The 25,058-nt window shown below is 60.8% G+C and carries 20 protein-coding genes; 7 read left to right on the top strand and 13 right to left on the bottom strand.

The window, feature by feature from the left end:
* The first annotated feature begins 26 nt into the window (after window positions 1-26).
* A complete protein-coding gene (locus tag AC4PS7_RS24655) occupies window positions 27-3,878 on the top strand; it encodes a bifunctional diguanylate cyclase/phosphodiesterase (RefSeq protein WP_021492932.1) in 3,852 nt (1,283 codons plus the stop codon).
* Window positions 3,879-4,120: 242 nt separating this feature from the next.
* Complete coding sequence (gene glyA, locus AC4PS7_RS24660) at window positions 4,121-5,374, top strand: serine hydroxymethyltransferase (protein ID WP_010206677.1); 1,254 nt, start codon at window positions 4,121-4,123, stop codon at window positions 5,372-5,374.
* Between the two features lie 112 nt (window positions 5,375-5,486).
* Here glyA and yjiA read toward each other — a convergent pair whose 3' ends face one another.
* From yjiA to AC4PS7_RS24675, 3 genes are all read right to left on the bottom strand, one after another.
* The gene (gene yjiA, locus AC4PS7_RS24665) at window positions 5,487-6,446 is read right to left on the bottom strand and encodes a GTPase (RefSeq protein WP_010206678.1); all 960 of its coding nucleotides are present in this window, start codon (window positions 6,444-6,446) and stop codon (window positions 5,487-5,489) included.
* Window positions 6,447-6,602: 156 nt separating this feature from the next.
* Window positions 6,603-6,800 (bottom strand): YbdD/YjiX family protein, encoded by a 198-nt coding sequence (locus tag AC4PS7_RS24670; protein ID WP_003194308.1) that lies wholly within the window; start codon window positions 6,798-6,800, stop codon window positions 6,603-6,605.
* A 15-nt stretch (window positions 6,801-6,815) separates the two neighbouring features.
* Window positions 6,816-8,882, bottom strand: coding sequence for a carbon starvation CstA family protein (locus AC4PS7_RS24675; RefSeq protein ID WP_010206680.1), 2,067 nt, complete (start codon window positions 8,880-8,882; stop codon window positions 6,816-6,818).
* A gap of 174 nt (window positions 8,883-9,056) precedes the next feature.
* Here AC4PS7_RS24675 and AC4PS7_RS24680 point away from each other — a divergent pair, with 174 nt between their 5' ends.
* Entirely contained in the window at window positions 9,057-9,425 is a 369-nt protein-coding gene (locus AC4PS7_RS24680) for a PilZ domain-containing protein (RefSeq protein WP_021492933.1), read from the top strand.
* A gap of 29 nt (window positions 9,426-9,454) precedes the next feature.
* Here AC4PS7_RS24680 and radA read toward each other — a convergent pair whose 3' ends face one another.
* From radA to katB, 3 genes are read right to left on the bottom strand one after another with little or no spacing between them, the layout of a single operon-like run.
* Complete coding sequence (radA, locus tag AC4PS7_RS24685; protein WP_038453821.1) at window positions 9,455-10,822, bottom strand: DNA repair protein RadA; 1,368 nt, start codon at window positions 10,820-10,822, stop codon at window positions 9,455-9,457.
* 35 nt (window positions 10,823-10,857) lie between these two features.
* Entirely contained in the window at window positions 10,858-11,397 is a 540-nt protein-coding gene (locus tag AC4PS7_RS24690) for an ankyrin repeat domain-containing protein (RefSeq protein ID WP_010206683.1), read from the bottom strand.
* Window positions 11,398-11,455: 58 nt separating this feature from the next.
* Complete coding sequence (katB, locus tag AC4PS7_RS24695; protein WP_492179812.1) at window positions 11,456-12,997, bottom strand: catalase KatB; 1,542 nt, start codon at window positions 12,995-12,997, stop codon at window positions 11,456-11,458.
* A gap of 287 nt (window positions 12,998-13,284) precedes the next feature.
* Between katB and mscL the strand changes: the two genes are divergently transcribed.
* Entirely contained in the window at window positions 13,285-13,704 is a 420-nt protein-coding gene (gene mscL, locus AC4PS7_RS24700; protein WP_010206685.1) for a large-conductance mechanosensitive channel protein MscL, read from the top strand.
* Window positions 13,705-13,749: 45 nt separating this feature from the next.
* Here mscL and AC4PS7_RS24705 read toward each other — a convergent pair whose 3' ends face one another.
* Window positions 13,750-14,526 carry a ferredoxin--NADP reductase gene (locus AC4PS7_RS24705; protein WP_010206686.1) on the bottom strand — a complete coding sequence of 259 codons (777 nt, stop codon included), beginning with the start codon at window positions 14,524-14,526 and terminating at the stop codon, window positions 13,750-13,752.
* 366 nt (window positions 14,527-14,892) lie between these two features.
* Between AC4PS7_RS24705 and AC4PS7_RS24710 the strand changes: the two genes are divergently transcribed.
* Both AC4PS7_RS24710 and AC4PS7_RS24715 read left to right on the top strand, forming a co-directional pair.
* Window positions 14,893-15,603, top strand: coding sequence for a helix-turn-helix transcriptional regulator (locus AC4PS7_RS24710; RefSeq protein ID WP_021492936.1), 711 nt, complete (start codon window positions 14,893-14,895; stop codon window positions 15,601-15,603).
* Window positions 15,604-15,760: 157 nt separating this feature from the next.
* On the top strand, window positions 15,761-16,885 hold the full coding sequence (locus tag AC4PS7_RS24715; protein ID WP_042570852.1) for a methyltransferase: 1,125 nt from the start codon (window positions 15,761-15,763) through the stop codon (window positions 16,883-16,885).
* A 66-nt stretch (window positions 16,886-16,951) separates the two neighbouring features.
* Here the strand turns inward: AC4PS7_RS24715 and AC4PS7_RS24720 are convergent, their stop codons facing one another.
* The 3 genes from AC4PS7_RS24720 to AC4PS7_RS24730 are packed head-to-tail and all read right to left on the bottom strand — an operon-like array spanning window position 16,952 to window position 19,580.
* Entirely contained in the window at window positions 16,952-17,119 is a 168-nt protein-coding gene (locus AC4PS7_RS24720) for a DUF2474 domain-containing protein (RefSeq protein WP_010206690.1), read from the bottom strand.
* A gap of 12 nt (window positions 17,120-17,131) precedes the next feature.
* Entirely contained in the window at window positions 17,132-18,139 is a 1,008-nt protein-coding gene (gene cydB / locus AC4PS7_RS24725; protein WP_010206692.1) for a cytochrome d ubiquinol oxidase subunit II, read from the bottom strand.
* 1 nt (window position 18,140) lies between these two features.
* Window positions 18,141-19,580 (bottom strand): cytochrome ubiquinol oxidase subunit I, encoded by a 1,440-nt coding sequence (locus AC4PS7_RS24730; RefSeq protein ID WP_010206693.1) that lies wholly within the window; start codon window positions 19,578-19,580, stop codon window positions 18,141-18,143.
* 318 nt (window positions 19,581-19,898) lie between these two features.
* Between AC4PS7_RS24730 and AC4PS7_RS24735 the strand changes: the two genes are divergently transcribed.
* Window positions 19,899-21,137 (top strand): MFS transporter, encoded by a 1,239-nt coding sequence (locus tag AC4PS7_RS24735; protein WP_021492938.1) that lies wholly within the window; start codon window positions 19,899-19,901, stop codon window positions 21,135-21,137.
* Window positions 21,138-21,294: 157 nt separating this feature from the next.
* On the opposite strand, the gene AC4PS7_RS24740 is transcribed toward AC4PS7_RS24735, so the two are convergent.
* From AC4PS7_RS24740 to AC4PS7_RS24750, 3 genes are read right to left on the bottom strand one after another with little or no spacing between them, the layout of a single operon-like run.
* The gene (locus AC4PS7_RS24740) at window positions 21,295-23,478 is read right to left on the bottom strand and encodes a xanthine dehydrogenase family protein molybdopterin-binding subunit (protein WP_021492939.1); all 2,184 of its coding nucleotides are present in this window, start codon (window positions 23,476-23,478) and stop codon (window positions 21,295-21,297) included.
* Window positions 23,475-24,464 carry an FAD binding domain-containing protein gene (locus tag AC4PS7_RS24745; RefSeq protein WP_021492940.1) on the bottom strand — a complete coding sequence of 330 codons (990 nt, stop codon included), beginning with the start codon at window positions 24,462-24,464 and terminating at the stop codon, window positions 23,475-23,477. The genes AC4PS7_RS24740 and AC4PS7_RS24745 overlap by 4 nt, the downstream gene beginning before the upstream one ends.
* Window positions 24,461-24,967: a (2Fe-2S)-binding protein gene (locus tag AC4PS7_RS24750; protein WP_021492941.1), complete on the bottom strand. Its 507-nt coding sequence runs from the start codon at window positions 24,965-24,967 to the stop codon at window positions 24,461-24,463. Before AC4PS7_RS24750 ends, AC4PS7_RS24745 begins: the two co-directional genes overlap by 4 nt.
* Between the last annotated feature and the right edge of the window lie 91 nt (window positions 24,968-25,058).

The following is a 25,058-nucleotide window of genomic DNA, read 5'->3' on the forward strand; positions in this document are numbered from 1 at the left end:
GTCCAGCCAAACCGCAGGATCACAGCTTGTCCAAAGTCACGCCGCCAACTCCCCTGCGCGCCGCTCATATAGCGCCGAGAGCGCCCCTGCACGGCACCCTCAAAGGCGCATTGGCGACGCTTGTCCTTATGCTGCTCGCGTTATTGTTCTGGCAGTTGCTGGACCAGTTGCAGCAAAACCAGAAGAACCAGCAGCAGTACACCATCGACTACAGCGCCGACCTGGCTGAACAGATCAGCTTGAACATGGCCCTCAGCGCGAAAATCGCCCTGAACCTGCTGCCGATGGTCGAGCCGCCGCGTGACAGCGAACAGCAACAGGCCTTGATGCGCACCTTGCAACGCTCGCTGCCGGAGTTGCGCAGCATCGCCCTGCTCGCCCCCAGCGGCGCGATGATCAGTGACAGCGCCGCCGACAGCCAGGACGCTGCCTGGCTGGCAGAGCTGGTGCAACGCAGCCGTGCCCAGTCCTATTACCTGAGCAACAGCAACGACGGCACCATCATCTATCTCTTGCTGCACCAGCCCAGCGGAGGCTCCCGGATGTATTGGGCGCTGCGCCTGGCCCCCAACTACCTCGCCAACCTCACCCGCCAAGACATCCAGGGCCAGCGACCGCTGTGGGTCATCGAGAATCGCATCAACCACCGTGTTGTCAGCCGGGACAGCGGCATGCCGGCGCAGTGGGCGTCCGCGCTCACCCCGGACGAGCTGAATAAAAGCGTGTTGGTCACGCCCCTGAGCAAAAGCGACTGGCAACTGCGCGGGCTGTTCGACCGTACTGCGGTGCTGGAGCAACTGCTGCCGGCTTTCATCGGCAAATGCCTGTTGGGCCTGGCGTTCTCGCTGATCCCGGTGATCGTGCTGCTGAACATGCGCCGCCGCCAGCGCCAGGTGCATGAAGGCCGCCGACGCTACCAAGACATTTTCGAAGGCACCGGCGTCGCCCTGTGCGTGCTCGACCTGATGGGCCTGAACGCATTCTTCGACAAGACCCGGCTGGAGACCCGCGAGCAACTGCACACCTGGCTGCAGGACCACCCCAACGAGCGCCAGCAACTGCTCAAGGAACTGCGCATCACCGAGGTCAACCAGGTGGCGGTGCGTCTGTTGAACGTGGGCTCCTGCGAAGAAGCCTGGGAACGTCTGATCGATGACTGCCCGCGAAATGTCACGTCTATCGGCCACCAGATTCTTGAGGCGGTGCTGACCCAACAGCACCAGCTGGAACTGGAAATCCAGCTCAAGGACGTGGCCGGCAACGAGCAGTACCTGTGGCTAGTGATGCGCCTGCCGGAGCAGCAGGACGATTTCAAGGCAGTGATCCTCAGCATCAGCGATATCACCAGCCGCAAGCTGATCGAGCTGTCGCTGGTGGAGCGCGAGAGCTTCTGGTCGGACGTGGTACGCACCGTGCCCGACCATCTGTATGTGCAGGACGTGATCAGCCAGCGCATGATTTTCAGCAACCATCATTTGGGCCACACCCTTGGCTACAACAAGGCCGAACTGCAGCAAATGGGCGAATATTTCTGGGAAATCCTGCTGCACCCCGAAGACGCCGAGCATTACCACGATTTGCGCCAGCAGCAGCGCCAGATCGGCTACACCACCCAATTGCAATGCCAGCTGCGCTTTCGTCACCGCAACAACCAATGGCGGCGTTTTGACATCCGCGAGCAAGCCTTGGCCCGCGACAAGACGACACAAATCAGCCGCATCATCGGCGTGGCCAAGGACATCACCGACCAGATCGAAGCCAGCGAATCCCTGCGTGACAGCGAACAGCGCTATCGCATGCTGGCCGAAAGCATCAGCGACGTGATCTGCTCCACCGACAGCCAATTGGCCCTCAACTACATCAGCCCTTCGGTCAACGCCGTGCTCGGTTATGACGTGGACTGGGTGTTCAAGAACGGCTGGCAGTCGATCATCGCCAACCCGCAGCAATTGACCGGCATTTACAGCCTGATGGAAGAGGTCAGCCGCGCGCTGGGCGATCCTGAGGCGCTGAACAAGCTGCGTGATGAGATCCAGACCCAGCTGTTCCTGTTCGACTGCCTGCGCGCAGACGGTCGCAAAGTGCCGATCGAACTGCGCATGGTGCTGGTGTGGGACGAACACGGCGCCTTTGAGGGCATCCTCGGTGTAGGCCGTGATATCAGCCAGCAACGCCGCGCCGAGAAAGACCTGCGCATGGCGGCCACGGTCTTCGAACATTCGACCTCGGCGATCCTGATCACTGATCCCGCCGGTTATATCGTGCAGGCCAACGAGGCGTTCAGCCGGGTCAGCGGCTACGCGGTCAGCGATGTGCTCGACCAGTTGCCGAACATGCTCACCGTCGACGAACAACAGGAAGCCCACCTGCGCTACGTGCTCAAGCAGCTGCATCAGCACAGCACCTGGGAAGGCGAAGTGTGGCTCAAGCGCCGCAACGGCGAGCATTACCCGGCATGGGTCGGCATTACCGCCGTGTTCGACGATGAAGGCGACCTGGCCAGCTATGTGTGCTTCTTCAGTGACATCAGTGAGCGCAAGGCCAGCGAGCAACGCATCCACCGCCTGGCCTACTACGACGCCCTCACCCACCTGCCCAACCGCACACTGTTCCAGGACCGTCTGCACACCGCGCTGCAGGCCGCTGAACGGCAAAAGTCGTGGGTGGTGCTGATGTTCCTTGACCTCGACCGCTTCAAACCCATCAACGACTCCCTGGGCCACGCCGCCGGCGACCGTATGCTCAAGGAAATGGCCACACGCCTGCTGGGTTGCGTGGCCGAAGACGATACCGTGGCACGCATGGGGGGCGACGAGTTCACCTTGCTCCTGCAGCCACGGGTCAATCGCGAAATGGCGCTGAACCGCGCGATACATGTGGCCGAGCAGATCCTCGCCAGCCTGGTGAAGCCCTTCGTGCTGGAAGGCCGCGAGTTCTTTGTGACCGCCAGTATCGGTATCGCCCTGAGCCCTCAGGACGGCAACGAGCTGAGCCAATTGATGAAAAACGCCGACACGGCGATGTATCACGCCAAGGAGCGTGGCAAGAACAACTTCCAGTTCTACCAGGCCGATATGAATGCCAGCGCCCTGGAGCGCCTGGAGCTGGAAAGCGACCTGCGCCACGCCTTGGAGCAGAACGAATTCGTGCTCTATTACCAACCGCAGTTCAGTGGCGACGGCAAGCGCCTGACCGGCGCCGAAGCCCTGCTGCGCTGGCGTCACCCACGACGTGGCCTGGTACCGCCAGGGGACTTCATCCCGGTGCTGGAAGAGTTGGGCCTGGTGGTAGACGTGGGCGACTGGGTGATCAGCGAAGCCTGTCGCCAGCTCAAGACCTGGCACCAGAACAAGGTGCGCGTGCCAAAGGTCTCGGTGAATATCTCCGCGCGGCAGTTCTCCGACGGCCAGTTGGGCACTCGCATCGCCACCATTCTCAAGGACACCGGTTTGCCGCCGGCGTGCCTGGAGCTGGAACTCACCGAAAGTATCCTGATGCGTGAAGTCAACGAGGCCATGCAGATCCTCGACAGTTTGAAAAACCTGGGCTTGAGCATTGCGGTTGACGACTTTGGTACCGGTTATTCCTCGCTCAACTACCTCAAGCAATTCCCGATCGACGTGCTGAAGATCGACCGGACGTTCGTCGACGGCCTGCCATCCGGCGAGCAGGACGCACAGATCGCCCGCGCTATCATTGCCATGGCCCATAGCCTGAACCTGGCGGTGATCGCCGAGGGCGTGGAAACCCATGAGCAACTGGACTTCCTGCGTGAGCATGGCTGCGACGAAGTGCAGGGTTATCTGTTCGGGCGGCCGATGCCGGCAAATAGGTTCGAGGCGCAGTTCAGCAATGATGCGCTGTTCATGTTCGACTGACGTTCTGCGGTGGGGCAAATGGCCTCTTCGCGGGCAAGCCCGCTCCCACATTTCGACCGCATACCCCTAAGGGAACTCGATTGAAATATGGGAGCGGGCTTGCTCGCGAAGGCGGCAGCAAAGACACCGCCTATCCGCAGATGAGCCCCACTTGTCCGCGACATGATGTCCTTTCATATGCCATCTAAAACCCATTGGGTTAGAATGCCCTCCTTTTCTGCCCCCGATCCTTGAGGACCGCCATGTTCAGCCGTGATTTGACTATTGCCAAGTACGACGCCGATCTCTTCGCCGCCATGGAGCAAGAAGCCGTGCGCCAGGAAGAGCACATTGAGCTGATCGCTTCGGAAAACTACACCAGCCCAGCGGTGATGGAGGCTCAAGGTTCGGTCTTGACCAACAAGTACGCCGAAGGTTACCCAGGCAAGCGCTACTACGGTGGTTGCGAGTACGTCGACGTGGTTGAGCAACTGGCCATCGACCGTGCCAAAGAGCTGTTCGGCGCCGATTACGCCAACGTCCAGCCGCACGCCGGTTCCCAAGCCAACAGCGCCGTGTACCTGGCCCTGCTGCAAGGCGGCGACACCATCCTGGGCATGAGCCTGGCCCACGGCGGTCACCTGACCCACGGCGCCAGCGTCTCTTCTTCCGGCAAGCTGTACAACGCCGTTCAATACGGCATCGATGCCAACGGCCTGATCGACTACGACGAAGTCGAGCGCCTGGCGGTTGAACACAAGCCAAAAATGATCGTGGCCGGTTTCTCTGCCTACTCGCAGATCCTGGACTTCCCACGTTTCCGCGCCATTGCCGACAAAGTCGGTGCTTACCTGTTCGTGGACATGGCCCACGTGGCCGGTCTGGTCGCCGCTGGCGTCTACCCGAACCCGGTGCCGTTCGCTGACGTGGTCACCACCACCACCCACAAGACCCTGCGCGGTCCACGTGGCGGCCTGATCCTGGCGCGCGCCAACGCCGACATCGAGAAGAAGCTGAACTCGGCCGTATTCCCAGGCGCCCAGGGCGGCCCACTGGAGCACGTGATCGCCGCCAAAGCGATCTGCTTCAAGGAAGCCCTGCAGCCTGAGTTCAAGACCTACCAGCAACAAGTGGTCAAGAACGCCCAGACCATGGCGAGCGTGTTCATCGAGCGCGGCTTTGACGTCGTGTCCGGCGGTACCGAGAACCACCTGTTCCTGCTGTCCCTGATCAAGCAGGACATTTCCGGTAAAGATGCTGATGCTGCCCTGGGCAAAGCCTTCATCACCGTGAACAAAAACTCCGTGCCGAACGACCCACGTTCGCCGTTCGTCACCTCGGGCCTGCGTTTCGGCACCCCGGCTGTGACCACTCGTGGCTTCAAGGAAGCTGAGTGCAAGGAACTGGCTGGCTGGATCTGCGACATCCTGGCTGACCTGAACAACGAAGCCGTGATCGACGCGGTGCGTGAGAAGGTCAAGGCCATCTGCAAAAAGCTGCCGGTGTACGGCGCTTGATAGCAGTTGCTTGACTAAGAAGCCCGGCTCTTGAGCCGGGCTTTTTTTATGCCTGTTCCAACTTGAAGTGCGATCAAATGTGGGAGGGGGTTGCCCCCTCCCACATTTTTGATCAGCGTTGGTGGACCTTCGCAAAGCCCTCGCGAATCTTGTCTTCCGGCAATTCATCGGCAATAAACACAATCACACTCTCCCGCGCCTCGCCTTCGGCCCACTCGGTATCCCAATCGAAACCGTAGAGCTTCAACACGCCCTGAAACACCATGCGCCGGTCCTCCCCGGCAATGTTCAGTACGCCCTTGTAGCGCAACAGCTGCTTGCCGTGGTCCTCCAGCAGTTCGTTCATGAACTCGCTGAGGCGGTCGATATCCAGCGGCTGATCGGTGCGCAGCACCAGGCTTGAGATACGGTCGATGGACGGCGCGGCGCTGACCGGGCGTAGGGTCATGCCGGCGTTGAGATTGAAGCCACGTACGTCGAGCAATTCAGCCAGGTCGATGTTGCCATGGTCCACCACGCGGATCGGCGCTCGGCGGTTGATGCGGGTGAGACGCTCGCTTAGCGCATCGAAGGTGGCGTCATCCACCAGGTCGCGCTTGCTCACCAGCAGGCGGTCGGCAAAGCCGATCTGGGCCTGGGCGATGGTTTGGGTCAGGTGGTGCTCGGCGTGGGCCGCATCCACCAGGGTGATGATGCCGTCGAGGATGTAGCGCTCGCGCAATTCCTCGTCGATGAAAAAGGTCTGGGCCACGGGGGCCGGGTCGGCCAGGCCGGTGCACTCGATCACCAGACGATCGAAGGCGATCTCGCCGCTGTCCAGGCGTTCGAGCAGCAGGTACAGGGCCTTGGTCAGGTCGGTGTGGATGGTGCAGCACACGCAACCGTTGGACAGGGTCATGACTTGCACCGGCTCGGCGCCCAGCAGCTGGGTGTCGATACCGGCGTCACTGAATTCGTTTTCGATCACGGCGATCTTCAGGCCGTGCTCGGCTTTGAGCAGGTGGCGCAGCAAGGTGGTCTTGCCGGCCCCTAGGAAGCCACTGAGGACGGTCACTGGAATGGGAGAGGACAAAAGCAGTTCTCCTTATAACTGAAGGAACACAAAACAAATGTGGGAGCGGGCTTGCTCGCGAATGCGGTGTATCAGTCAGCACATACATCAACTGACAGACCGCATTCGCGAGCAAGCCCGCTCCCACAGTGGATCACCGCAAGCCCGAGTGCCGGGTTAGCAGCACTTAGGCCCACCCTTGCCGCCGTAACGGGCTTCCTGGCGTTCCCGGAAGAACGCCTTGTAGTCCATCACCGGCTTGTCCGGGTGTTTGGTTTGCATATGCTCGACGTACGTATCGTAGTCGGGCATGCCGACCATCAGGCGCGCGGCCTGACCGAGGTATTTACCGAGGCGACTGATGTCATTGAACATGGTTGCAATCCTCGGTTATGCGTCCGGTACTGCCTGGAACGGCGCTTCTTTATCCGTACGTTCTTTGTTGCCCCAGGCGGCGACGCCAACCTTGAGCGCATAGAACAGGATGCTGAAGACCACGAACAGGAACAGCGCCGTCAGCGTTGCGTTGGTGTAGGCGTTCCAGATCACGTGTTGCATCTGGTCGATGTTCTTCGCCGGGGCGAGGATCTGGCCATTGGCCAATGCATCACTGTACTTCTTCGCCAGCGACAGGAAGCCAATCGCCGGGTTGGCGTCGAACAGCTTGATGAAGCCTGCGGTGGTGGTGCAGATCAGCAGCCAGACGGCCGGCAGCATGGTCACCCAGATATAGCGCTGGCGTTTCATTTTGATCAGCACAACGGTGGCCAGCATCAGCGCAATACCTGCCAGCATCTGGTTGGAGATACCGAACAGCGGCCACAAGGTGTTGATGCCGCCCAGTGGGTCGATCACGCCTTGGTACAGCAGGTAACCCCACATGGCCACACAACCGGCGGTCGCGATCAGGTTGGCGGTCCACGACTCGGTGCGTTTGAGCGCCGGTACGAAAGAGCCGAGCAAATCCTGCAACATGAAGCGACCGGCACGGGTGCCCGCATCCACTGCCGTCAGGATGAACAGCGCTTCGAACAGGATCGCAAAGTGGTACCAGAACGCCATGGTGTTTTCACCTGGCAGCACACTGTGCAGGATCTGCGCGATACCCACTGCCAACGTCGGTGCGCCACCGGCACGGGCCAGGATAGTGGTTTCACCGATGTCATGGGCCACCGCGGACAGCGCCTCAGGCGTGATCGCAAAGCCCCAGCTGCTGACGGTCTGCGCCACGGTGACCACGTCGGTGCCGACAATCGCGGCCGGGCTGTTCATGGCGAAGTACACACCCGGCTCGATCACCGACGCGGCAACCATCGCCATGATGGCCACGAAGGACTCCATCAACATGCCGCCATAACCGATGTAGCGGGCATGGCTTTCATTAGCCAGCAACTTTGGCGTGGTGCCGGAAGAAATCAGCGCGTGGAACCCCGAGACCGCGCCACAGGCGATGGTGATGAACAGGAACGGGAACAGGCCGCCCTTCCACACTGGGCCGGTGCCGTCGATGAATTGGGTCAGTGCCGGCATTTTGAGGTCGGGCATGGTCACCAGAATGCCGATTGCCAGCGCAATGATGGTGCCGATTTTCAGGAAAGTGGAGAGGTAGTCACGCGGCGCCAGGATCAGCCACACCGGCAGTACCGCGGCCACGAAGCCGTAGCCGATCAGCATCCAGGTGATCTGGATCCCGGTGAAGGTGAAAGCCTTGGCCCAGACCGGGTCAGCAGCGATCTGCCCGCCCAGCCAGATCGAGCCCAGCAGCAACAGCACCCCGATGATCGAGATTTCGCCAATGCGGCCCGGGCGGATGTAGCGCATGTAGATGCCCATGAACATCGCGATCGGGATGGTCGCCATCACCGTGAAGATGCCCCACGGGCTCTCGGCCAACGCTTTGACCACGATCAGCGCCAGCACCGCGAGGATGATGATCATGATCAGGAAGCAGCCGAACAGCGCGATGGTGCCTGGGATACGGCCCATCTCTTCGCGCACCATGTCCCCCAGGGAACGGCCGTTACGACGGGTGGACAGGAACAGGATCATGAAGTCCTGAACCGCACCGGCCAGCACCACGCCGGCAATCAGCCAGAGCGTTCCAGGCAGGTAGCCCATTTGCGCCGCCAGCACCGGGCCGACCAACGGGCCTGCACCGGCAATCGCCGCAAAGTGGTGACCGAAAAGGATGTGTTTGTTGGTCGGCACATAGTCCAGACCGTCATTATTGAGCACTGCGGGGGTGGCCCGCCGTGGATCGAGTTGCATCACGTTGTTAGCGATGAACAGACTGTAGTAACGGTACGCAACCAGATAGATGGCCACAGCAGCGACCACAATCCACAAGGCGTTGATTGCCTCGCCGCGGCGCAAGGCCACTACGCCCAGGGCGCACGCTCCTACGATTGCCAGCACCAGCCAGGGTAGGTGGCGTAGCAGGCTATTATTATTTTTCATTTTTATATTCCAGCCAGGGTGGACAGAAAGGACAGCCATGCCGAGTTTAGCGCTGTTGGCCTTAAAGGCCACCCCCCTACGTTGGTCTAGAGCCTTCTGCGCGCAAAAAAAGCAGAAATACCGGGCCAATGATGGCGCAGGGCTACAATCCCCGTATCTCCAGAGGGTTTCACCATGACCGAACAACCGTCTGACCGCCGCCGTTTCCGTCGTATCGCTTTTGACGCCAAGACTGAATTTCGGCAAAACGGCCGCGAATGGCCGGCGCAACTAGTGGATTTGTCGTTAAAAGGCTTGTTGATACAAAAGCCTGAAGACTGGAAGGGCAACAAGGCGCTGCCGTTCGACGTGGACATACGCCTGGACCCAAAGGCCCATATAAAGATGCAAGTGCGGCTGGCTCATGAGGATCATGGGCAATTGGGCTTTGTGTGCCAGCACATCGACCTGGACTCGATCAGCCATTTGCGGCGGCTGATCGAGTTGAACCTGGGTGACGAGGAAGAGTTGGAGCGCGAGTTGGGCGCCTTGCTAGAGGTTTAACAGCCCACATGGGTTTGCGGTGTTGCCGGTTACTCGAACAACGCATCCAACGCCTGTTCCAACCGCGTCACGCCAATAATCGTGATCCCCGGCGGTGATTCCTTCGGCGCATTGCCCTTGGGCACGATGGCGCGCTTGAAGCCGTGCTTGGCCGCTTCCTTGAGGCGCTCCTGGCCGCTGGGCACCGGGCGCACTTCACCGGACAAACCGACTTCACCAAACACCAGCAAGTCATGGGGCAACGGCCGGTTACGCAGGCTGGACATCACCGCCGCCATCAACGCCAGGTCGGATGCCGTTTCCAGCACCTTGACCCCGCCGACCACGTTGAGGAACACGTCCTGATCGTGGGTCGGGATGCCACCGTGGCGATGCAATACCGCCAACAGCATCGCCAGGCGGTTCTGATCCAGGCCCAACGTCACGCGGCGGGGGTTGGCTAAGTGACTGTCATCCACCAGGGCCTGCACTTCCACCAGCATAGGACGGGTGCCTTCCCAGGTTGCCATCACCACACTGCCTGGGACTTCTTCTTGGGCGCGCGTGAGAAAAATCGCTGAAGGGTTGGAGACTTCTTTCAGCCCCCGGTCAGTCATGGCGAACACGCCCAATTCGTTGACCGCGCCGAAACGGTTCTTCACCGCCCGCAGCAAGCGCAGACGACCGTCGGACTCACCTTCGAAATACAGCACGGTGTCTACCATGTGCTCCAACACCCGTGGCCCGGCCAGTGCGCCCTCTTTGGTCACATGCCCCACCAGGAAGATCGCTGTACCGCTCTGCTTGGCATAGCGCACCAGCAGCGCCGCACTCTCACGCACCTGGGACACACCCCCCGGCGCCGACTGCAGTTGTTCGGTGAAAATCGTCTGGATCGAGTCGATCACCATGACCTTGGGCTTTTCGATACGCGCCGTGGCAATGATGCTTTCAATGCAGGTCTCGGTCATCACTCGCAACTGATCCTGGGGCAACCCCAGGCGACGGGCGCGCATGGCCACTTGCTGCTGCGACTCTTCACCGGTGACATACAGCGCCGGCATGCGGCTGGCGATGCTGCACAAGGTTTGTAGCAGGATCGTCGATTTGCCGATGCCCGGATCGCCACCAATCAGCACCACCGAACCGTCCACCAGGCCGCCGCCCAGCACCCGGTCCAATTCACCGGAGGCCGTGGAGAAACGCGGGATCTCTTCGACACTGACTTCGGCCAACGTCTTGATCTGCGCCTGTTGCCCGGTCCAGCCGGCACGGCCAGTGGGGGCCGCAGCGCCACCGCTCTCGATCATGGTTTCAGTCAGGGTGTTCCACGCACCGCATTCGGTACATTGGCCGGCCCACTTGGGAAAGGTCGCGCCGCACTCCGTGCAGCCGTACATGCGCTTGGCCTTTGCCATTTGAGAACCTCCAACCGAAAAACCGCGATGATAGCTCAGCGCGGCGCCGGGGTCCGGATTTCACCACTGGCCAATCGTGAAGCACTGTTGCCGATCGGGTCTTCGGCGTTGAGGTCCGCGCCCTTGGCCTTCAACGCTTCCAGCAACTCGACACGCTTGAACAGCCCGGCGTACATGGCCGCTGTCTGCCCGGCGCCGTTGCGTTGGTCGGGGTTGCAGTCAGTCGCCAGCAGGCGTTGGGCGATTTTCAGCTCACCCTTGAAGATCGCGCCCATCAGCGCGGTGTTACCGCGCCTGTCCTGCACACAGGCGTCGGCACCGGCATCGAGCAAGCGCTCCACGAACGGGCCCTGACCGTGGTAAGCGGCGAGGATCAGCGCGGTGTAACCCTTGTCGTCCTGGGTGTTGAGGCTGTAGCCGGAGTCGATGAAGGTGTTGAGCATGTCGAGGTCGCCACGGCGGGCGGCGTCGAAATAGTAGTCCTGCAGCTGGGCCTTGAGCGCGACCGGCTCGGGAGACTCGGCATGGGCGACAAAGGCCAGCATGGCCATCAGCAATCCGATAGAAACTCGCATGGGTGTTCTCCTGCCAAGGGTCGACGCCCGTCATTGGGCGCCGACCAGAACCAACGGATCAGTCAGTCAGTTTTTCCGCCAGCGCCTTCACGCGCGCCAGGTCCCCCTTGGCAACCTTGGCCACGCCGGTGCCATATTCCGGGTCGGCCTTGTAGAGGAACGACAGGATGATGTGCTTGCTCTCGTCATCGGTGGTCGCCAGCGAGCTGCCAAAGTTTTCGATCAAGTCCTGGCGCTCTTTCTTGGTGAAAGAGCGGTACAGATCACCGGCCTGCTTGAAGTTCTGCTCACGCTGGATCTTCGCCTGCTGGGTGCTGCCCACCAGGTTCGACTGGCTGTAGCGCGCGGTTTGCGGCTCGTCCCGTGGCAGCAGGCGGCTTGGCTGGTAGTTCACGCCGGTGGTGGTCTTGCCGACGTTCATCGCGCCGTCCTGGTTACCGTTGTTGACAGTCACCCGTGGAGCGTTGATCGGCAGTTGCAGGGCATTGGCGCCCAGGCGGTACATCTGGGTGTCGGCATAGGAGAACACCCGACCTTGCAGCAGGCGGTCCTCGGACGGCTCGATGCCTGGCACCAGGTTGGCCGGGGCCATGGCCACTTGCTCGGTTTCCTGGAACACATTGGCGGGGTTGCGGTTCAGCACCATCTGCCCGACTTTGCGTTCGGGTACATTCGGCCAGATCTTGGTGGCATCCAGCGGGTCGAAGTCGAACTTGGCCAGGTCTTCAGGCTTGAGCACCTGCACGTACAGGTCCCACTTGGGGAAATCGCCCTTGTTGATATGGGTGACCAGGTCGTTGGTCATGTGGCTGTAGTCGCGGCCCTGCACTTCGGTGACCTGCTTGGGATCGAGGTTCTTGATGCCTTGCAGGCTCTTCCAGTGGAACTTGACGTAGTGCACTTCGCCCTTGGCGTTGATCAGTTTGTAGGCGTGCACGCCATTGCCGTCCATTTCCCGGTAGCTGGCCGGGGTGCCGGAATCGGAGTACAGCTCGGTCAGCGTGCGCGTGGACTCGGGCACGTGGGAGAAGAAGTCGAAGCGACGGGAATCGTCATCCAGGTTGGTGCGCGGGTCTGGCTTGAAGGCGTGGACCATGTCCGGGAACTTGATCGCATCGCGGATGAAGAACGTCGGGAAGTTGTTGCCCACCAGGTCCCAGTTACCGTCGGCGGTGTAGAACTTGGTGGCGAAACCACGCGGGTCGCGCAGGGTTTCCGGGGAGTGGTTACCGTGGACAACGGCGGAGAAGCGAACGAACACCGGCGTGGCTTCACCGGCCGCGAACACCTTGGCCTTGGTCAGGTCGCTGAGGTTGTCCGTGACGGTGAAGATGCCGTGGGCGCCGGTACCGCGGGCGTGTACCACGCGCTCGGGGATGCGCTCGCGATCGAAGCGCTGCAGTTTCTGGATCAACTGCACGTCTTGCAGCAGCACCGGACCATTGGCGCCGGCGGTCTGCGAGTTCTGGTTGTCGCCAACCGCAGCACCGTTGTCGCGGGTCAGGTTGGCGGCGTGTACGGACAGGGAAAGCAGGCTGGCGGTCGCCAGTACCAGCGCGTATCGCGCTGAAACCGGCCCGCGGCTCATTGGGGTCTTCATCGAGGTTTCCTCTGGTTTTTTTAGTGCACATTCAGTTGTGCTTGCCAGAGGCTAGTGACCCAAGCGTCAGAAGATAAATAGAAAAGCCACAACGACCCGATTAATAAAATAATCTGTTAAGTCACTGATATCAGGCGTATTTCGCGCGCGACTGGTGGCACTTTGCAAACTATTTGCGTTTTAATGTGTCGATAAAAATTAACAGTGTAAACGGTTGTGTCGGGCAAGCCCGCTATGACTGAATTACACTGAGTCCCACCCTTCTCATCTGTAACAAGGAATAACCTATGGGCGTGATCAGTGAGTTCAAGGCCTTCGCGGTCAAAGGTAATGTGGTCGACATGGCCGTCGGTATTATCATCGGTGCCGCCTTCGGCAAGATTGTTTCCTCGTTTGTAGGCGACGTGGTGATGCCCCCAATCGGTCTGTTGATCGGTGGTGTGGACTTCGGTGACTTGGCGATTACGCTCAAGGCGGCACAGGGCGATGTGCCTGCGGTGGTGCTGGCCTATGGCAAGTTCATCCAGAGCGTCATCGACTTTGTGATCGTCGCGTTTGCGATCTTCATGGGTGTGAAGGCGATCAACCGCCTGAAGCGGGAAGAGGCCGTGGCGCCAAGCCTGCCGCCGACGCCGACCAAGGAAGAAGTGTTGCTGGGTGAGATCCGGGATCTGCTCAAGGCACAGAACGACAAGCCGCGCCTGTAACGAACGGTTTGAGAAAAAAGGCGCCTGCTTGAGGCGCCTTTTTTATTACCAATAGTTTTCCACCGCCACTTGGCCTGGGCGGCGGCTCAAGCTCAGGTTCATGTCACGCTGCTTGAGCAACTGCCGCGTGTCATCGACCATCTGCGGGTTGCCGCAGATCAGCACGCGGGAATGTTCCGGTGTCAACTCAACGCCGGCTGCGCGCTCAAGCTCGCCATTTTCGATCAGTGTGGTGATGCGTCCATTCAACGCGCCCGGGTGTTGCTCACGGGTGACTGTGGGAATGTAGATAAGCTTGTGCGCGTATTCGGCGAGATACTCACGCTCGCCCAGTTCCTTGATCAGTGCCTGATAGGCCAGTTCTTTGGCTTCCCGTGCGCTGTACACGAGGATGATGCGTTCGAACTTCTCCCAGACTTCAAAATCCTGCAGGATCGACAGGAAAGGTGCTACCCCGGTGCCCGTCCCCAGCATCCACAAGTCGCGGCCATCGACGAAACGGTTCAAGGTCAGGAAGCCCGTGGCCTGGCGCTCCACCATCAAGGTATCGCCCACACGCAGGCGGCTCAGCTCACTGGTGAACTCCCCCCCTGGGACAACGATCGAGAAGAAGTCCAGATGCTCGTCAAACGGTGAGGACACCAGGGAATAGGCGCGCCACACGGTGCTGCCGTCCGCCTTGGTCACCCCCACGCGCACGAACTGCCCCGCCGTGAAACGAAAGCCCGGATCGCGGGTGGTGCGCAGGGTAAACAGGCTGGGGGTCAGCGATTGCACATCGAGCAAGGTCTGGCGGGTAAATTTCTCAGCACTGGCCGTCATGGGGGGCTCCGTTCTACAGGTGCCCTAGTGTCCCTCAAAGTCGCGCGTGGGAACACCTACGGTTGGTAATGGCTTCTTGAGCTCATGGAGCAGTGGCTACGTAATATCACCGCCAATCAATTCGCTATTAGCCTTTCCAGTGGATTCAACAACGCGCTGTTAGTTGATCATTACAACCCTCTAATAAACCGCAATTTTCTCATGTGCCCCTTGCAAAGTTCATGAGCAGCCTTGCAGAAAATTATTAAACACGTGCTTACAAGATCAAATTTTTCCTACCGCCGCGTAGTCCCTGTCCTAAACTTCTTTTCTGCAGCTTTGGGGTTCAGGACGTACCCAAATAGCTTAATCCATGGAGATTTACCGATGATCAACTGGCGCAATACAAAACTCCCCAAGCTGGAAGGCGAGGACGAGATCACCAGTGTGTTTGAAATGCTTACCAACAAAACGTATGAGCTCGGCTTTCAATACTGTTCCTTCAAGATGAGTTCTCAAATACCCAAAAACAAAGCAAAACCGATCGATATCAACAACTATCCAAGCGAGTGGTCCACGCTGTATGACCAAGCACACTTTTTCGACATAGACCCCGTCGTCCAACACTGCAAGACCTCAGTGCTGCCGGTTGTCTGGGAGGAGAAGACCTTTCGGGACTCGCCCAACCTGTGGTCCCTGGCGCAGACACTGGGTGTGAACGTGGGATGGACGCAAGCCGTGCATGACTTCCGGGGCGTGTTCAGCATGCTGACCCTGGCGCGTAGCAGACACGAAGTCAGCCCGGAAGAGCTGTACGAAAAGGCCGGCCAGGTATTGTGGCTGTGTCACGCAATGCACGCCGTCGTGGCGCAGAAGTATGCGGCCTCCCCCGACGTCATAGCTGCCAGCACACTCACCGCGCGAGAAAGGGAGGTCCTCAAGTGGTCCGCCATGGGCAAGACCGCAGCGGACATAGCCGCCATCCTGTGCTTGTCCGAACGAACGATTGGCTATCATATTTGCAGCTGTTTCAAAAAGCTGGGGGTCAATAACAAGATTGCCGCCGTGCTCTGCGCCGCCCGCAGCGGGATTATTTGACCGGCAAAGAAACACCGCATGTATTCCCGCTGAAAAAAACGTAACATTTACGGCCAATTCTGAGTGTTGAGCAGCCCCCTGGGCCGCCCGTTGTTCACTCAGACGGTTTGGTCGGCGACTGCCGAACACCCATCGTTTACCCAGAGCCTCCCCCGCCATGCCCCTGCTCGAAAGCCCCTTCGCCCAGCTCGATCTGATCCGCCAGCCAGAGCAACATAACGATCCGCTGCAAGCCTTCGATGCCGCCGACGAGTACCTGCTCAATCACCTGGCCGAGCAACAGCCGACGGTGACGACGCGCGTGCTGGTGCTCAATGACAGCTTCGGCGCCCTGGCGGCCAGCCTTCAAGGCCAGGTGCAGGTAACCTCCAGTGGTGATTCGTTCCTGGCCGCCCAGGGCCTGGAAAAGAACCTGGTGCGCAACGGCAAGGCTTTTGATGCGGTGGCATTCATCCCCGCCAGCCAGGTTCCGACAGGGCCGTACGACTGTGTGTTGATCCGCGTACCGAAAACCCTGGCCTTGCTGGAAGAACAACTGATCCGCTTGCAAGGTCAACTCGCGCCGGGAGCTCAAGTCATCGCCGGGGCAATGATCAAGCATCTGCCACGGGCGGCAGGCGAGTTGCTGGAGCGTTACATCGGCCCGATGCAGGCGTCGCTGGCAGTGAAAAAGGCGCGTTTGCTGATTGCCACTCCCGAAGACCGTCCTGCTGCAGTCTCGCCCTACCCGACCCGCTACACCCTGGACACGCCGGCTATCGAACTGCTGAACCACGCCAACGTGTTCTGCCGCGAAAGCCTGGACATCGGCACCCGCGCGTTCCTGCCCCACTTGCCGAAAAACCTGGGCAGTGCCCGCGTGGCAGACCTGGGGTGCGGCAACGGTGTGCTGGCGATTGCCAGCGCCCTGCAAAATCCCGAAGCGCACTACACCTTGGTAGATGAGTCCTACATGGCCGTGCAGTCGGCAGCCGAGAACTGGCACGCCGCACTTGGCGAACGCGATGTCGTCGTGCGCGCCGCCGACGGTCTGGCCGGGCAAGAGCCGCAATCGCTGGACGTGGTGCTGTGCAATCCGCCGTTTCACCAGCAGCAGGTGGTGGGCGACTTCCTCGCCTGGCGCATGTTCCAACAGGCGCGGGAAGCGCTGGTGGTCGGTGGCGCCCTCTATATAGTCGGCAACCGCCACCTGGGTTATCACACCAAACTGGCGCGCTTGTTCCGAGGTGTCGAGCAAGTCGCCACCACGCCAAAATTCGTGATCCTCAAAGCGCGCAAATAAAAAAACCCTGCCGATCTCGCGAGGGGCAGGGTTGAAAAGCCGGGCTGCAAAGCCCGGATCGGGATGTCAGTGGGTGGTCAGGCCCGCCGCATTCATGAACATGCGCATCAGGCTCGCCACGACAAACAAGGCCAGCACGCTGCCGGTCCAGATCATCGCCAGCCACCCCAGGCGCCGCCACAACGGCTGTTTCTCGGCCTGTTCGATCTCGTGCAACGAAGGTTTGCCGGACATGGAACGACCCTCCTAGTGATAACCGTCTTCGTGGGTGACCTTGCCGCGGAATACGTAGTAGCTCCAGAAGGTGTAGCCCAAGATGAACGGGATGATGAACAAGGTGCCCACCAGCATGAAGCCCTGGCTTTGCGGCGGCGCCGCGGCATCCCAGATCGACACGGAGGGCGGAATGATATTCGGCCACAGGCTGATGCCCAAACCACTGTACCCCAGGAAGATCAGCACCAAGGTCAGCAGGAACGGCGTGTAGTGCGCATGACGTGCCACCGCGCGGAACAGTCCATACATCGTCACCAACACCAGGATCGGCACCGGCAGGAACCAGAACAGGTTCGGCAGGGTGAACCAGCGCGAGGCGATTTCCGGGTGCGTCAATGGCGTCCAGATGCTCACAATGCCGATCACCGCCAGCACCACAAAGGCCAATGGCCGTGCCAGGTTGTGCATCTTTTCCTGCAGCGGGCCTTCGGTCTTCATGATCAGCCAAGTGCAGCCGAGCAACGCATAGGCCACGATCAACGCGACGCCGCAGAACATCGTGAACGGTGTGGCCCAGTCCAGTGAGCCGCCGGCGAACTGGCGATCCACTACTGGAATGCCGTCGATAAACGCCCCCAGCGCCACGCCCTGGAAGAACGTCGCCGCCAATGAGCCACCGATAAACGCTTTGTCCCACAGGTGACGCTTGTGGTCCTTGGCCTTGAAGCGGAACTCGAACGCCACGCCACGGAAGATCAGCCCGATCAGCATCAGGATCAGCGGCAGGTACAGCGCCGACAACACCACCGAATAGGCCAGCGGGAACGCGCCGAACAACGCTGCGCCGCCCAGGACTAACCAGGTTTCATTGCCGTCCCAGACCGGGGCCACGGTGTTCATCATGACGTCACGGTCGGTCTTGCCCGGGATAAACGGAAACAGGATGCCGATGCCCAGGTCGAAACCGTCCATGACCACATACATCATGATGCCGAAGATGATGATCACGGCCCAGATCAGCGGAAGATCAATACCCATCTCAATTCCCCTTGTGCTGGATGTCGACGTGGTCGTCGTCGCTGCCATCATCGGCAGCCGACAACGGACGGGCCGGTGTGCGTTTCTGGCCAGGGCCACCGTGGGTAGGTTCACTGCCCTCGTGGGTCTGAGGTCCTTTGCGTACCAGGCGCATCATGTAGCCCAGGCCCGCGCCGAACAGCGCGAAGTACACCACCACGAACAACACCAGGGTGATCGTCATCTGCGCCAGGCTATGCCCGGAGGAAGCATCCGCCGTGCGCATCAAGCCGTAGACCACCCACGGCTGACGACCGATCTCGGTGGTGAACCAGCCGGCGAGAATCGCGATCAGGCCGGACGGGCCCATCCACAACGCCAGGTACAGGAACGGTTTGGACGTGTACATCTTGTCGCCCCGGCGCAGCCAGAGGCTGAACAAACCGGTGAAGATCATCAGGAAGCCCAGGCCGACCATGACCCGGAACGACCAGAACACGATGGTCGAGTTAGGGCGGTCCTCGGGCGGGAATTCCTTGAGCGCCGGAACCTGCTTATCCAGTGAGTGAGTCAGGATCAAGCTGCCCAGGTACGGGATTTCCACCGCGTACTTGGTTTTCTCGGCCTTCATGTCGGGCCAGCCAAACAGGATCAGCGGCGTCGGCTCGTTGCCGATGTTTTCCCAGTGGCCTTCGATCGCGGCAATTTTTGCCGGCTGGTGCTTCAAGGTGTTGAGACCATGGAAGTCGCCGATCACCGCCTGAATAGGCGCGACGATCAGGGCCATCCACATGGCCATCGAGAGCATTTTGCGGATCGCCGGGTTGTCCTTGCCGCGCAGCAGGTGCCAGGCCGCCGAGGAACCGACGAAGAACGCGGTGGCCACGAAGGCTGCCGTGGCCATGTGCGCCAGGCGATACGGGAAAGACGGGTTGAAGACCACGGCGAACCAATCGGTCGGGATCACGCGGCCATCAATGATTTCAAAGCCCTGAGGCGTCTGCATCCAGCTATTGGACGAGAGGATCCAGAACGTGGAAATCAACGTGCCGACGGCCACCATTACGGTGGAGAAGAAGTGCAGGTTGCGCCCGACCTTGTTCCAGCCGAACAGCATCACGCCAAGGAAACCGGCTTCGAGGAAGAAGGCCGTGAGCACTTCGTAGGTCAGGAGCGGCCCGGTGACGGCGCCCGCGAAGTCCGAGAAGCGGCTCCAGTTGGTGCCGAACTGGTAGGCCATGACCAAACCGGAGACCACACCCATACCGAAGTTGACGGCAAAGATCTTCGACCAGAAATGATAGAGGTCACGGTAGGTGTCGTTGTGGGTCTTGAGCCACAAGCCTTCCAGCACCGCAAGGTAACTGGCCAGGCCGATGGTGATCGCCGGGAACAGGATGTGGAAAGAGATGGTGAACGCAAATTGAATTCGGGCGAGATCTAGCGCCTCCAAACCGAACATAAGTCTTCCTCTGTCAGGTAATACCGGCTGCTGGCGGGAGCCTGCACCCACTGCCCCCACGGATATGGAGTCTGGCGAATTTCAATTCGTTTCTTTTTTTAACCCACCCCGTCGGGAATCTGGCCTTGCGGCCGCCAGGTCGATGCCCGGGCGGACATTGATCTGGATCAAGCATTGCTAAAAGAGTAGTCCCATTTTCGATGTAGGACGGCGTGGTCTTTTGCCGCGTGACAGACTGCCTCAGCTCAGTTGTTGCAACTATCTGTTACAACTTAGTGATAATCTCGGCGCTCCCTCCGGCTCTGACCTGAACTCCCGATGCCTAGTGAACCCGCGTTGCTGTTGCGTCATCACCGCCCTTTCATTGCCTTCTGGCTGGCGCGCATCTTTACCGCCAGCGGTTTCCAGATGCTCACCGTGGCCATCGGCTGGAACCTCTACCAACTGACCGGCAATGTGCTGGACCTGGGGTTGGTCGGCCTGGTGGAGTTTGTGCCGCGCGTACTCTTCATGTTGCACACCGGGCATGTGGCCGATCGTTATGAACGGCGCAAGGTCGCCGCCATCTGCCAGACCGTGCAGGCGCTGATTGCCCTGAGCCTGGCCATCGGCGGGCTGACCGGCAACGTGACCCGCGAGATGATTTTTATCCTCGCCTTCCTGCTTGGCGCCGCACGTTCGTTTGAAATGCCGACCACTCAGGCGATGCTGCCGAGCATCGTCCCCAGCACCTTGTTTCCGCGAGCCGTGGCCTCGTCGCAGTCGGCCCAGCAGTTGGCAACCATCGTCGCCCCAGCCCTCGGCGGTTTGCTTTACGCGTTTGGCAGCGTCTGGGTCTATGGTCCAACGGTGGCGCTGTACCTTATCGCCTGCGTGCTGACCCTCAACCTGCCCGCGCGCCAGACGCCACTCAACAAAGGCAAGGCCACCCTGGATTCTCTGCTCGCCGGCATCCGCTTCATTCGCAGCCGCCCGGACATTCTCGGTGCCATCTCCCTCGACCTGTTCGCCGTGCTGCTGGGGGGTGCCACCGCGTTGCTGCCGGTGTTCGCCAAAGACATCCTGCTGACGGGCGCCTGGGGCCTGGGCCTGCTGCGTTCGGCGCCGGCAGTGGGGGCGTTGTTGATGTCACTGTGGCTGGCGCGGTTTTCGGTGGACCGCCACGTGGGTCGTGTGATGTTTACCGCCGTCGGCGTGTTCGGTGTGGCGACCATTGCGTTCGGGCTGTCCACCTCGTTCTGGTTCTCCCTGGCGGTGCTGGTGGTGCTGGGCGCGGCGGACATGATCAGCATGGTGATCCGCGCCTCCTTCGTGCAGTTGGAAACGCCGGATGAAATGCGCGGGCGGGTCAGTGCCGTCAACGGCCTGTTTATCGGTGCGTCCAATCAGTTGGGCGAGTTTGAGTCCGGCATTACCGCCCACTGGTTCGGCACCGTGCCCGCCGTGGTCATGGGCGGGATCGGTACGCTGGTCGTGACCGGGGTCTGGATCAAGTTGTTCCCGACGTTGGCCAACCGGGATCGGATGCATGTGCCAGTGGAAGACGCCAAGGTTTAAGCCCCGCCACCTCCCCTGATGCTGGAATGCACTAAGTGTGGGCGCGGGCTTGCTAGCGAATGCGGTGAATCAGCCAGCCCATCAGGTGACTGTCCCGCCGCATTCGCGAGCAAGCCCGCTCCCACATTTTGGATCTTCGGTGGGTTGAAGATTGGGGCTAGAGCACCTTGTCCAGGGTAATGGGGAACTCCCGCACCCGCTTGCCGGTGGCGTGATAAATCGCATTGGCCACCGCCGCCGCCACCCCGACGATACCGATTTCCCCGACGCCCTTGGACCCCAGGGCATTGACGATCTCGTCGTGCTCTTCGACAAACACCACGTCAATGTCGCCGATATCGGCGTTTACCGGAATGTGGTACTCCGCCAGACTGTGGTTCATGTAGCGCCCCAGCTGATGGTCGATCTGGGTTTCTTCATGCAGCGCCATGCCAATGCCCCACACCACACCCCCCAGGATCTGACTTCGGGCCATCTTAGGGTTGACCACCCGCCCGGCAGCAATCGCGCTCACCACCCGACGCACCTTGATGGTGCCCAGGTCTTCATCCACCTGCACCTCGACGAAGACCGCCGAGTGGGTGGCGGTGCTGTAGCCCTCGCGTTTCTTGTCGGGCTCACTGTCGACCTGCACTTGCAGCGCGTCTTCGCCGCTGTCCTTGACCAACTGTGCCAGCGACACACTCACGTCACCGGTATGCAGATGGCCATCTTCGAAGCGCACGGACTCGGCATCCTTGAACACCGGATACGTCTGCCGGGCAATGCTCAACAGTTTGCCGGTCAACGCTTCGCAGGCTTGCTGCACAGCGGTGCCGACGGAGGACACGGTAAACGACCCGCCCTGCAACGGCGCGGTGGGCAATGATGAATCCCCCAACACAAACGTCACGTCTTCGACCGCCACACCGCTGGCCTGCGCCGCGATCTGGGTCATCACCGTGTAAGTCCCGGTGCCGATATCAGTGGTGGCGCTGCTGACGGTCAGCTTGCCCTGCGCGTCGATTCGCGCCTTGGCACTGGCCTTCATCTGCATGGCTTCCCATACCCCGCCGGCCATGCCCCAGCCGATCAACTGGCGACCGTCGCGCATGCTGCGCGGCTCCGGGTTGCGCTGGTTCCAGCCAAAACGCTCGGCGCCTTCGCTGTAACATTCGCGCAGGGCTTTGCTGGACCAGGGTTTGTCTTCGTTCTGGTTACGCTCGGCGTAATTGATCAGCCGCAGTTGCACCGGGTCCAACCCTAAGGCGCTGGCCAGTTCATCCATGGCGCATTCCAGGCCGATCACGCCGAGGGCGGCGCCAGGTGCGCGCATGTCCAGCGGCGTGAACACGTCCAGGGGCACCAGTTTGTAGGTCAGTTGCACGTTGTCGCAGTGGTAGAGCATGCCGCTCCATTCCACGACGTGTTCGCTGAAGTCTTCGAAGCGCGAGGTCTGGCCGATTGCGGTGTGCCCCAGCGCCAGCAGGCGCCCATTGGCGGCGGCGCCCAGTTGCAGGCGCTGCAAGGTGCGCGGGCGGTAACCGAACGTGAACATCTGCTGGCGCGTCAGCGTGACCCGCACCGAACGCTTGAGTGCCAAAGAGGCCATCACTGCAAGCGGCAATTGGTACTGCGGACGCAGGCCGGAACCAAACGCACCGCCGACAAACGCGGCGAAGATACGCACCTGGCTTTTATCCAGGCCGAAGACTTCTTGCACATAGGCCTGGCAGTTCTGCGGGCCTTGGGTCTTGTCATGGATATGCAGGGTGCCGTCCGGCTGATACAGCACGGTGCTGGCGTGGGGCTCCATCGGATTATGGTGTTCGATAGGCGTGCTGTAGTGCACGTCCAGGCTGACGACGGCGCCGGTCCATTCGGCCTGGAAGTTGCCACGCGGCTTGGGCGGGGTCTGCGGCGAGGCGTGGGCCTGGTCCTGCATGGCCAGCAAGTCGGTTTCGAAGGCTTCGGTCTCGTACTCGACCTGCACCAATGAACCGGCATGCCGCGCCAGCTCAAGGTTGTCGGCGATGACCAGGGCCAGGGGCTGGCCGCTGTACAGCACCCGGTCGTTGTAGAGCGGCCGAAACGGCGAGCCGTCGGCGGCGTCGGCGTCCTGGAAAGCATCGTCGTAACTGGCGATTTTGGGGCGATTGAGGTGATGGATCACGTCCACCACGCCCGGCAGGGCCAGCGCTTTGGAAGCATCGATGCGCAGCACACGGCCCTTGGCGACGGTACTGGACACCACGCTGCCATGCAGCAAGCCGTCCTCGGGAAACTCACCGGCGTAGCGCGCCTGGCCAGTGACCTTGAGCAGACCGTCAACCCGGTCCAAGGGTTTGCCGATAGCGGTCATGGGCGTTCTCCTGCGACTGCTGCATCACTCAGGGCGCGAATAATCCCACGGCGTGCCAGCCTGATCTTGAAGCCGTTGTGTTCCAGCGGTTCTGCGTCTTGCAGCAGAGCGTCGGCGGCGTGGCTGAAGGTTTCGCGGCTGACGACCTGGCCGATCAGCGCGGCTTCCACGGCGCGATCACGCCAGGGCTTGTGGGCCACGCCGCCAAGGGCCAGACGCGCATCGACGACAGTTTCACCGTCCAGTTCAAGCGCTGCGGCAACCGACACCAGGGCAAAGGCATAAGACGCGCGGTCGCGGATTTTCAAATAGTTGCTATGGCTCGCCAGGTTGTCGGCGGGCAGCTCGATGGCGGTGATCAGCTCATCGTCAGCCAGCTGGTTGTCCCGTTGCGGCGCATCACCGGGCAGGCGATGGAAATCGGCAAACTCGATGATCCGCGCACCGCCGCGCCCTTCGACATGCACCCGCGCCTCCAGCGCCGCCAAGGCAACGCACATATCGGAAGGATGGGTGGCGACGCACTGCTCACTGGCGCCGAGGATCGCGTGGATGCGGTTCAAGCCCGTTCGCGCCGGGCAGCCGGTGCCAGGCTCGCGCTTGTTGCAGGGCACGGTGGCGTCATAGAAGTAGTAGCAACGGGTGCGCTGCAACAGGTTGCCGCCGGTACTGGCCATGTTGCGCAATTGCGGCGAGGCGCCGGCAAGGATGGCCTGCGACAGCAGTGGGTAGCGCTGTTCGATCAGCGGGTGCCAGGCCAGGTCGGCATTGCTCACCAGGGCGCCGATCAACAGCCCTCCGTCGCTCGTCTCCTGAATGTCATGCAACGGCAGGCCGGTGATATCGATGAGGTGCTCGGGGCGGCTGATGTTTTCTTTCATCAGGTCCAGCAGGTTGGTGCCACCGGCAATAAAGCGCGAGGCGCCCGTGCTCAGGTGCACGGCCTCCTGTACATCGACGGGTTTGCTGTAATGGAAGGGGTTCACTGCTCACCTCCCACAACGTCCACGATGGCATCGCGAATATTGTTGTAGGCGCCACAGCGGCACAGGTTGCCGCTCATCAGTTCTTGGATTTGCGCGGTGTCGTGGGCACGGCCTTCATTGGCCAGGCCCACGGCGGAACAGATCTGGCCGGGGGTGCAGTAACCGCACTGGAAGGCGTCGTGCTTGATGAACGCCTGCTGCATCGGGTGCAACTGGTCGCCGTTGGCCAGACCTTCGATGGTGGTCAGCTCGGCGCCATCGCACATCACCGCCAGGGTCAGGCAGGCATTGATTCGCTTGCCGTCGCGCAACACTGTGCAGGCACCGCATTGGCCGTGGTCGCAGCCTTTTTTGCTGCCGACCAGATCGAGTTGCTCGCGCAACAGGTCGAGCAGCGTGGTCCAGGGCAACACATCCAGCTGGCGTTCCTGGCCGTTGAGGCTCAGGCGTATGGAGTGGCTGGCGAACGGTTGGGCCGCCGCGCCATTAGGGGTCGCGCTCATAAACACCTCACGGGTTGGTCTACATCCGCGGCGTTCAGGAAAATCGCCGTCTCAGGGGTACGACTTCCCGGGGTATTGAGCGTTCAAGCTG

This window comes from Pseudomonas sp. DW-iso3 (genome assembly GCF_058725305.1).

What these genes read in the sequence shown, in the direction of transcription:
- glyA (WP_010206677.1), top strand. Translation starts at nt 4,121, where the DNA reads ATGTTCAGCCGTGATTTGACTATTGCCAAGTACGACGCCGATCTCTTC.
- AC4PS7_RS24670 (WP_003194308.1), bottom strand. Translation starts at nt 6,800, where the DNA reads ATGTTCAATGACATCAGTCGCCTCGGTAAATACCTCGGTCAGGCCGCG.
- AC4PS7_RS24675 (WP_010206680.1), bottom strand. Translation starts at nt 8,882, where the DNA reads ATGAAAAATAATAATAGCCTGCTACGCCACCTACCCTGGCTGGTGCTG.
- AC4PS7_RS24680 (WP_021492933.1), top strand. Translation starts at nt 9,057, where the DNA reads ATGACCGAACAACCGTCTGACCGCCGCCGTTTCCGTCGTATCGCTTTT.
- radA (WP_038453821.1), bottom strand. Translation starts at nt 10,822, where the DNA reads ATGGCAAAGGCCAAGCGCATGTACGGCTGCACGGAGTGCGGCGCGACC.
- AC4PS7_RS24690 (WP_010206683.1), bottom strand. Translation starts at nt 11,397, where the DNA reads ATGCGAGTTTCTATCGGATTGCTGATGGCCATGCTGGCCTTTGTCGCC.
- katB (WP_492179812.1), bottom strand. Translation starts at nt 12,997, where the DNA reads ATGAAGACCCCAATGAGCCGCGGGCCGGTTTCAGCGCGATACGCGCTG.
- mscL (WP_010206685.1), top strand. Translation starts at nt 13,285, where the DNA reads ATGGGCGTGATCAGTGAGTTCAAGGCCTTCGCGGTCAAAGGTAATGTG.
- AC4PS7_RS24705 (WP_010206686.1), bottom strand. Translation starts at nt 14,526, where the DNA reads ATGACGGCCAGTGCTGAGAAATTTACCCGCCAGACCTTGCTCGATGTG.
- AC4PS7_RS24710 (WP_021492936.1), top strand. Translation starts at nt 14,893, where the DNA reads ATGATCAACTGGCGCAATACAAAACTCCCCAAGCTGGAAGGCGAGGAC.
- AC4PS7_RS24715 (WP_042570852.1), top strand. Translation starts at nt 15,761, where the DNA reads ATGCCCCTGCTCGAAAGCCCCTTCGCCCAGCTCGATCTGATCCGCCAG.
- AC4PS7_RS24720 (WP_010206690.1), bottom strand. Translation starts at nt 17,119, where the DNA reads ATGTCCGGCAAACCTTCGTTGCACGAGATCGAACAGGCCGAGAAACAG.
- cydB (WP_010206692.1), bottom strand. Translation starts at nt 18,139, where the DNA reads ATGGGTATTGATCTTCCGCTGATCTGGGCCGTGATCATCATCTTCGGC.
- AC4PS7_RS24730 (WP_010206693.1), bottom strand. Translation starts at nt 19,580, where the DNA reads ATGTTCGGTTTGGAGGCGCTAGATCTCGCCCGAATTCAATTTGCGTTC.
- AC4PS7_RS24735 (WP_021492938.1), top strand. Translation starts at nt 19,899, where the DNA reads ATGCCTAGTGAACCCGCGTTGCTGTTGCGTCATCACCGCCCTTTCATT.
- AC4PS7_RS24740 (WP_021492939.1), bottom strand. Translation starts at nt 23,478, where the DNA reads ATGACCGCTATCGGCAAACCCTTGGACCGGGTTGACGGTCTGCTCAAG.
- AC4PS7_RS24750 (WP_021492941.1), bottom strand. Translation starts at nt 24,967, where the DNA reads ATGAGCGCGACCCCTAATGGCGCGGCGGCCCAACCGTTCGCCAGCCAC.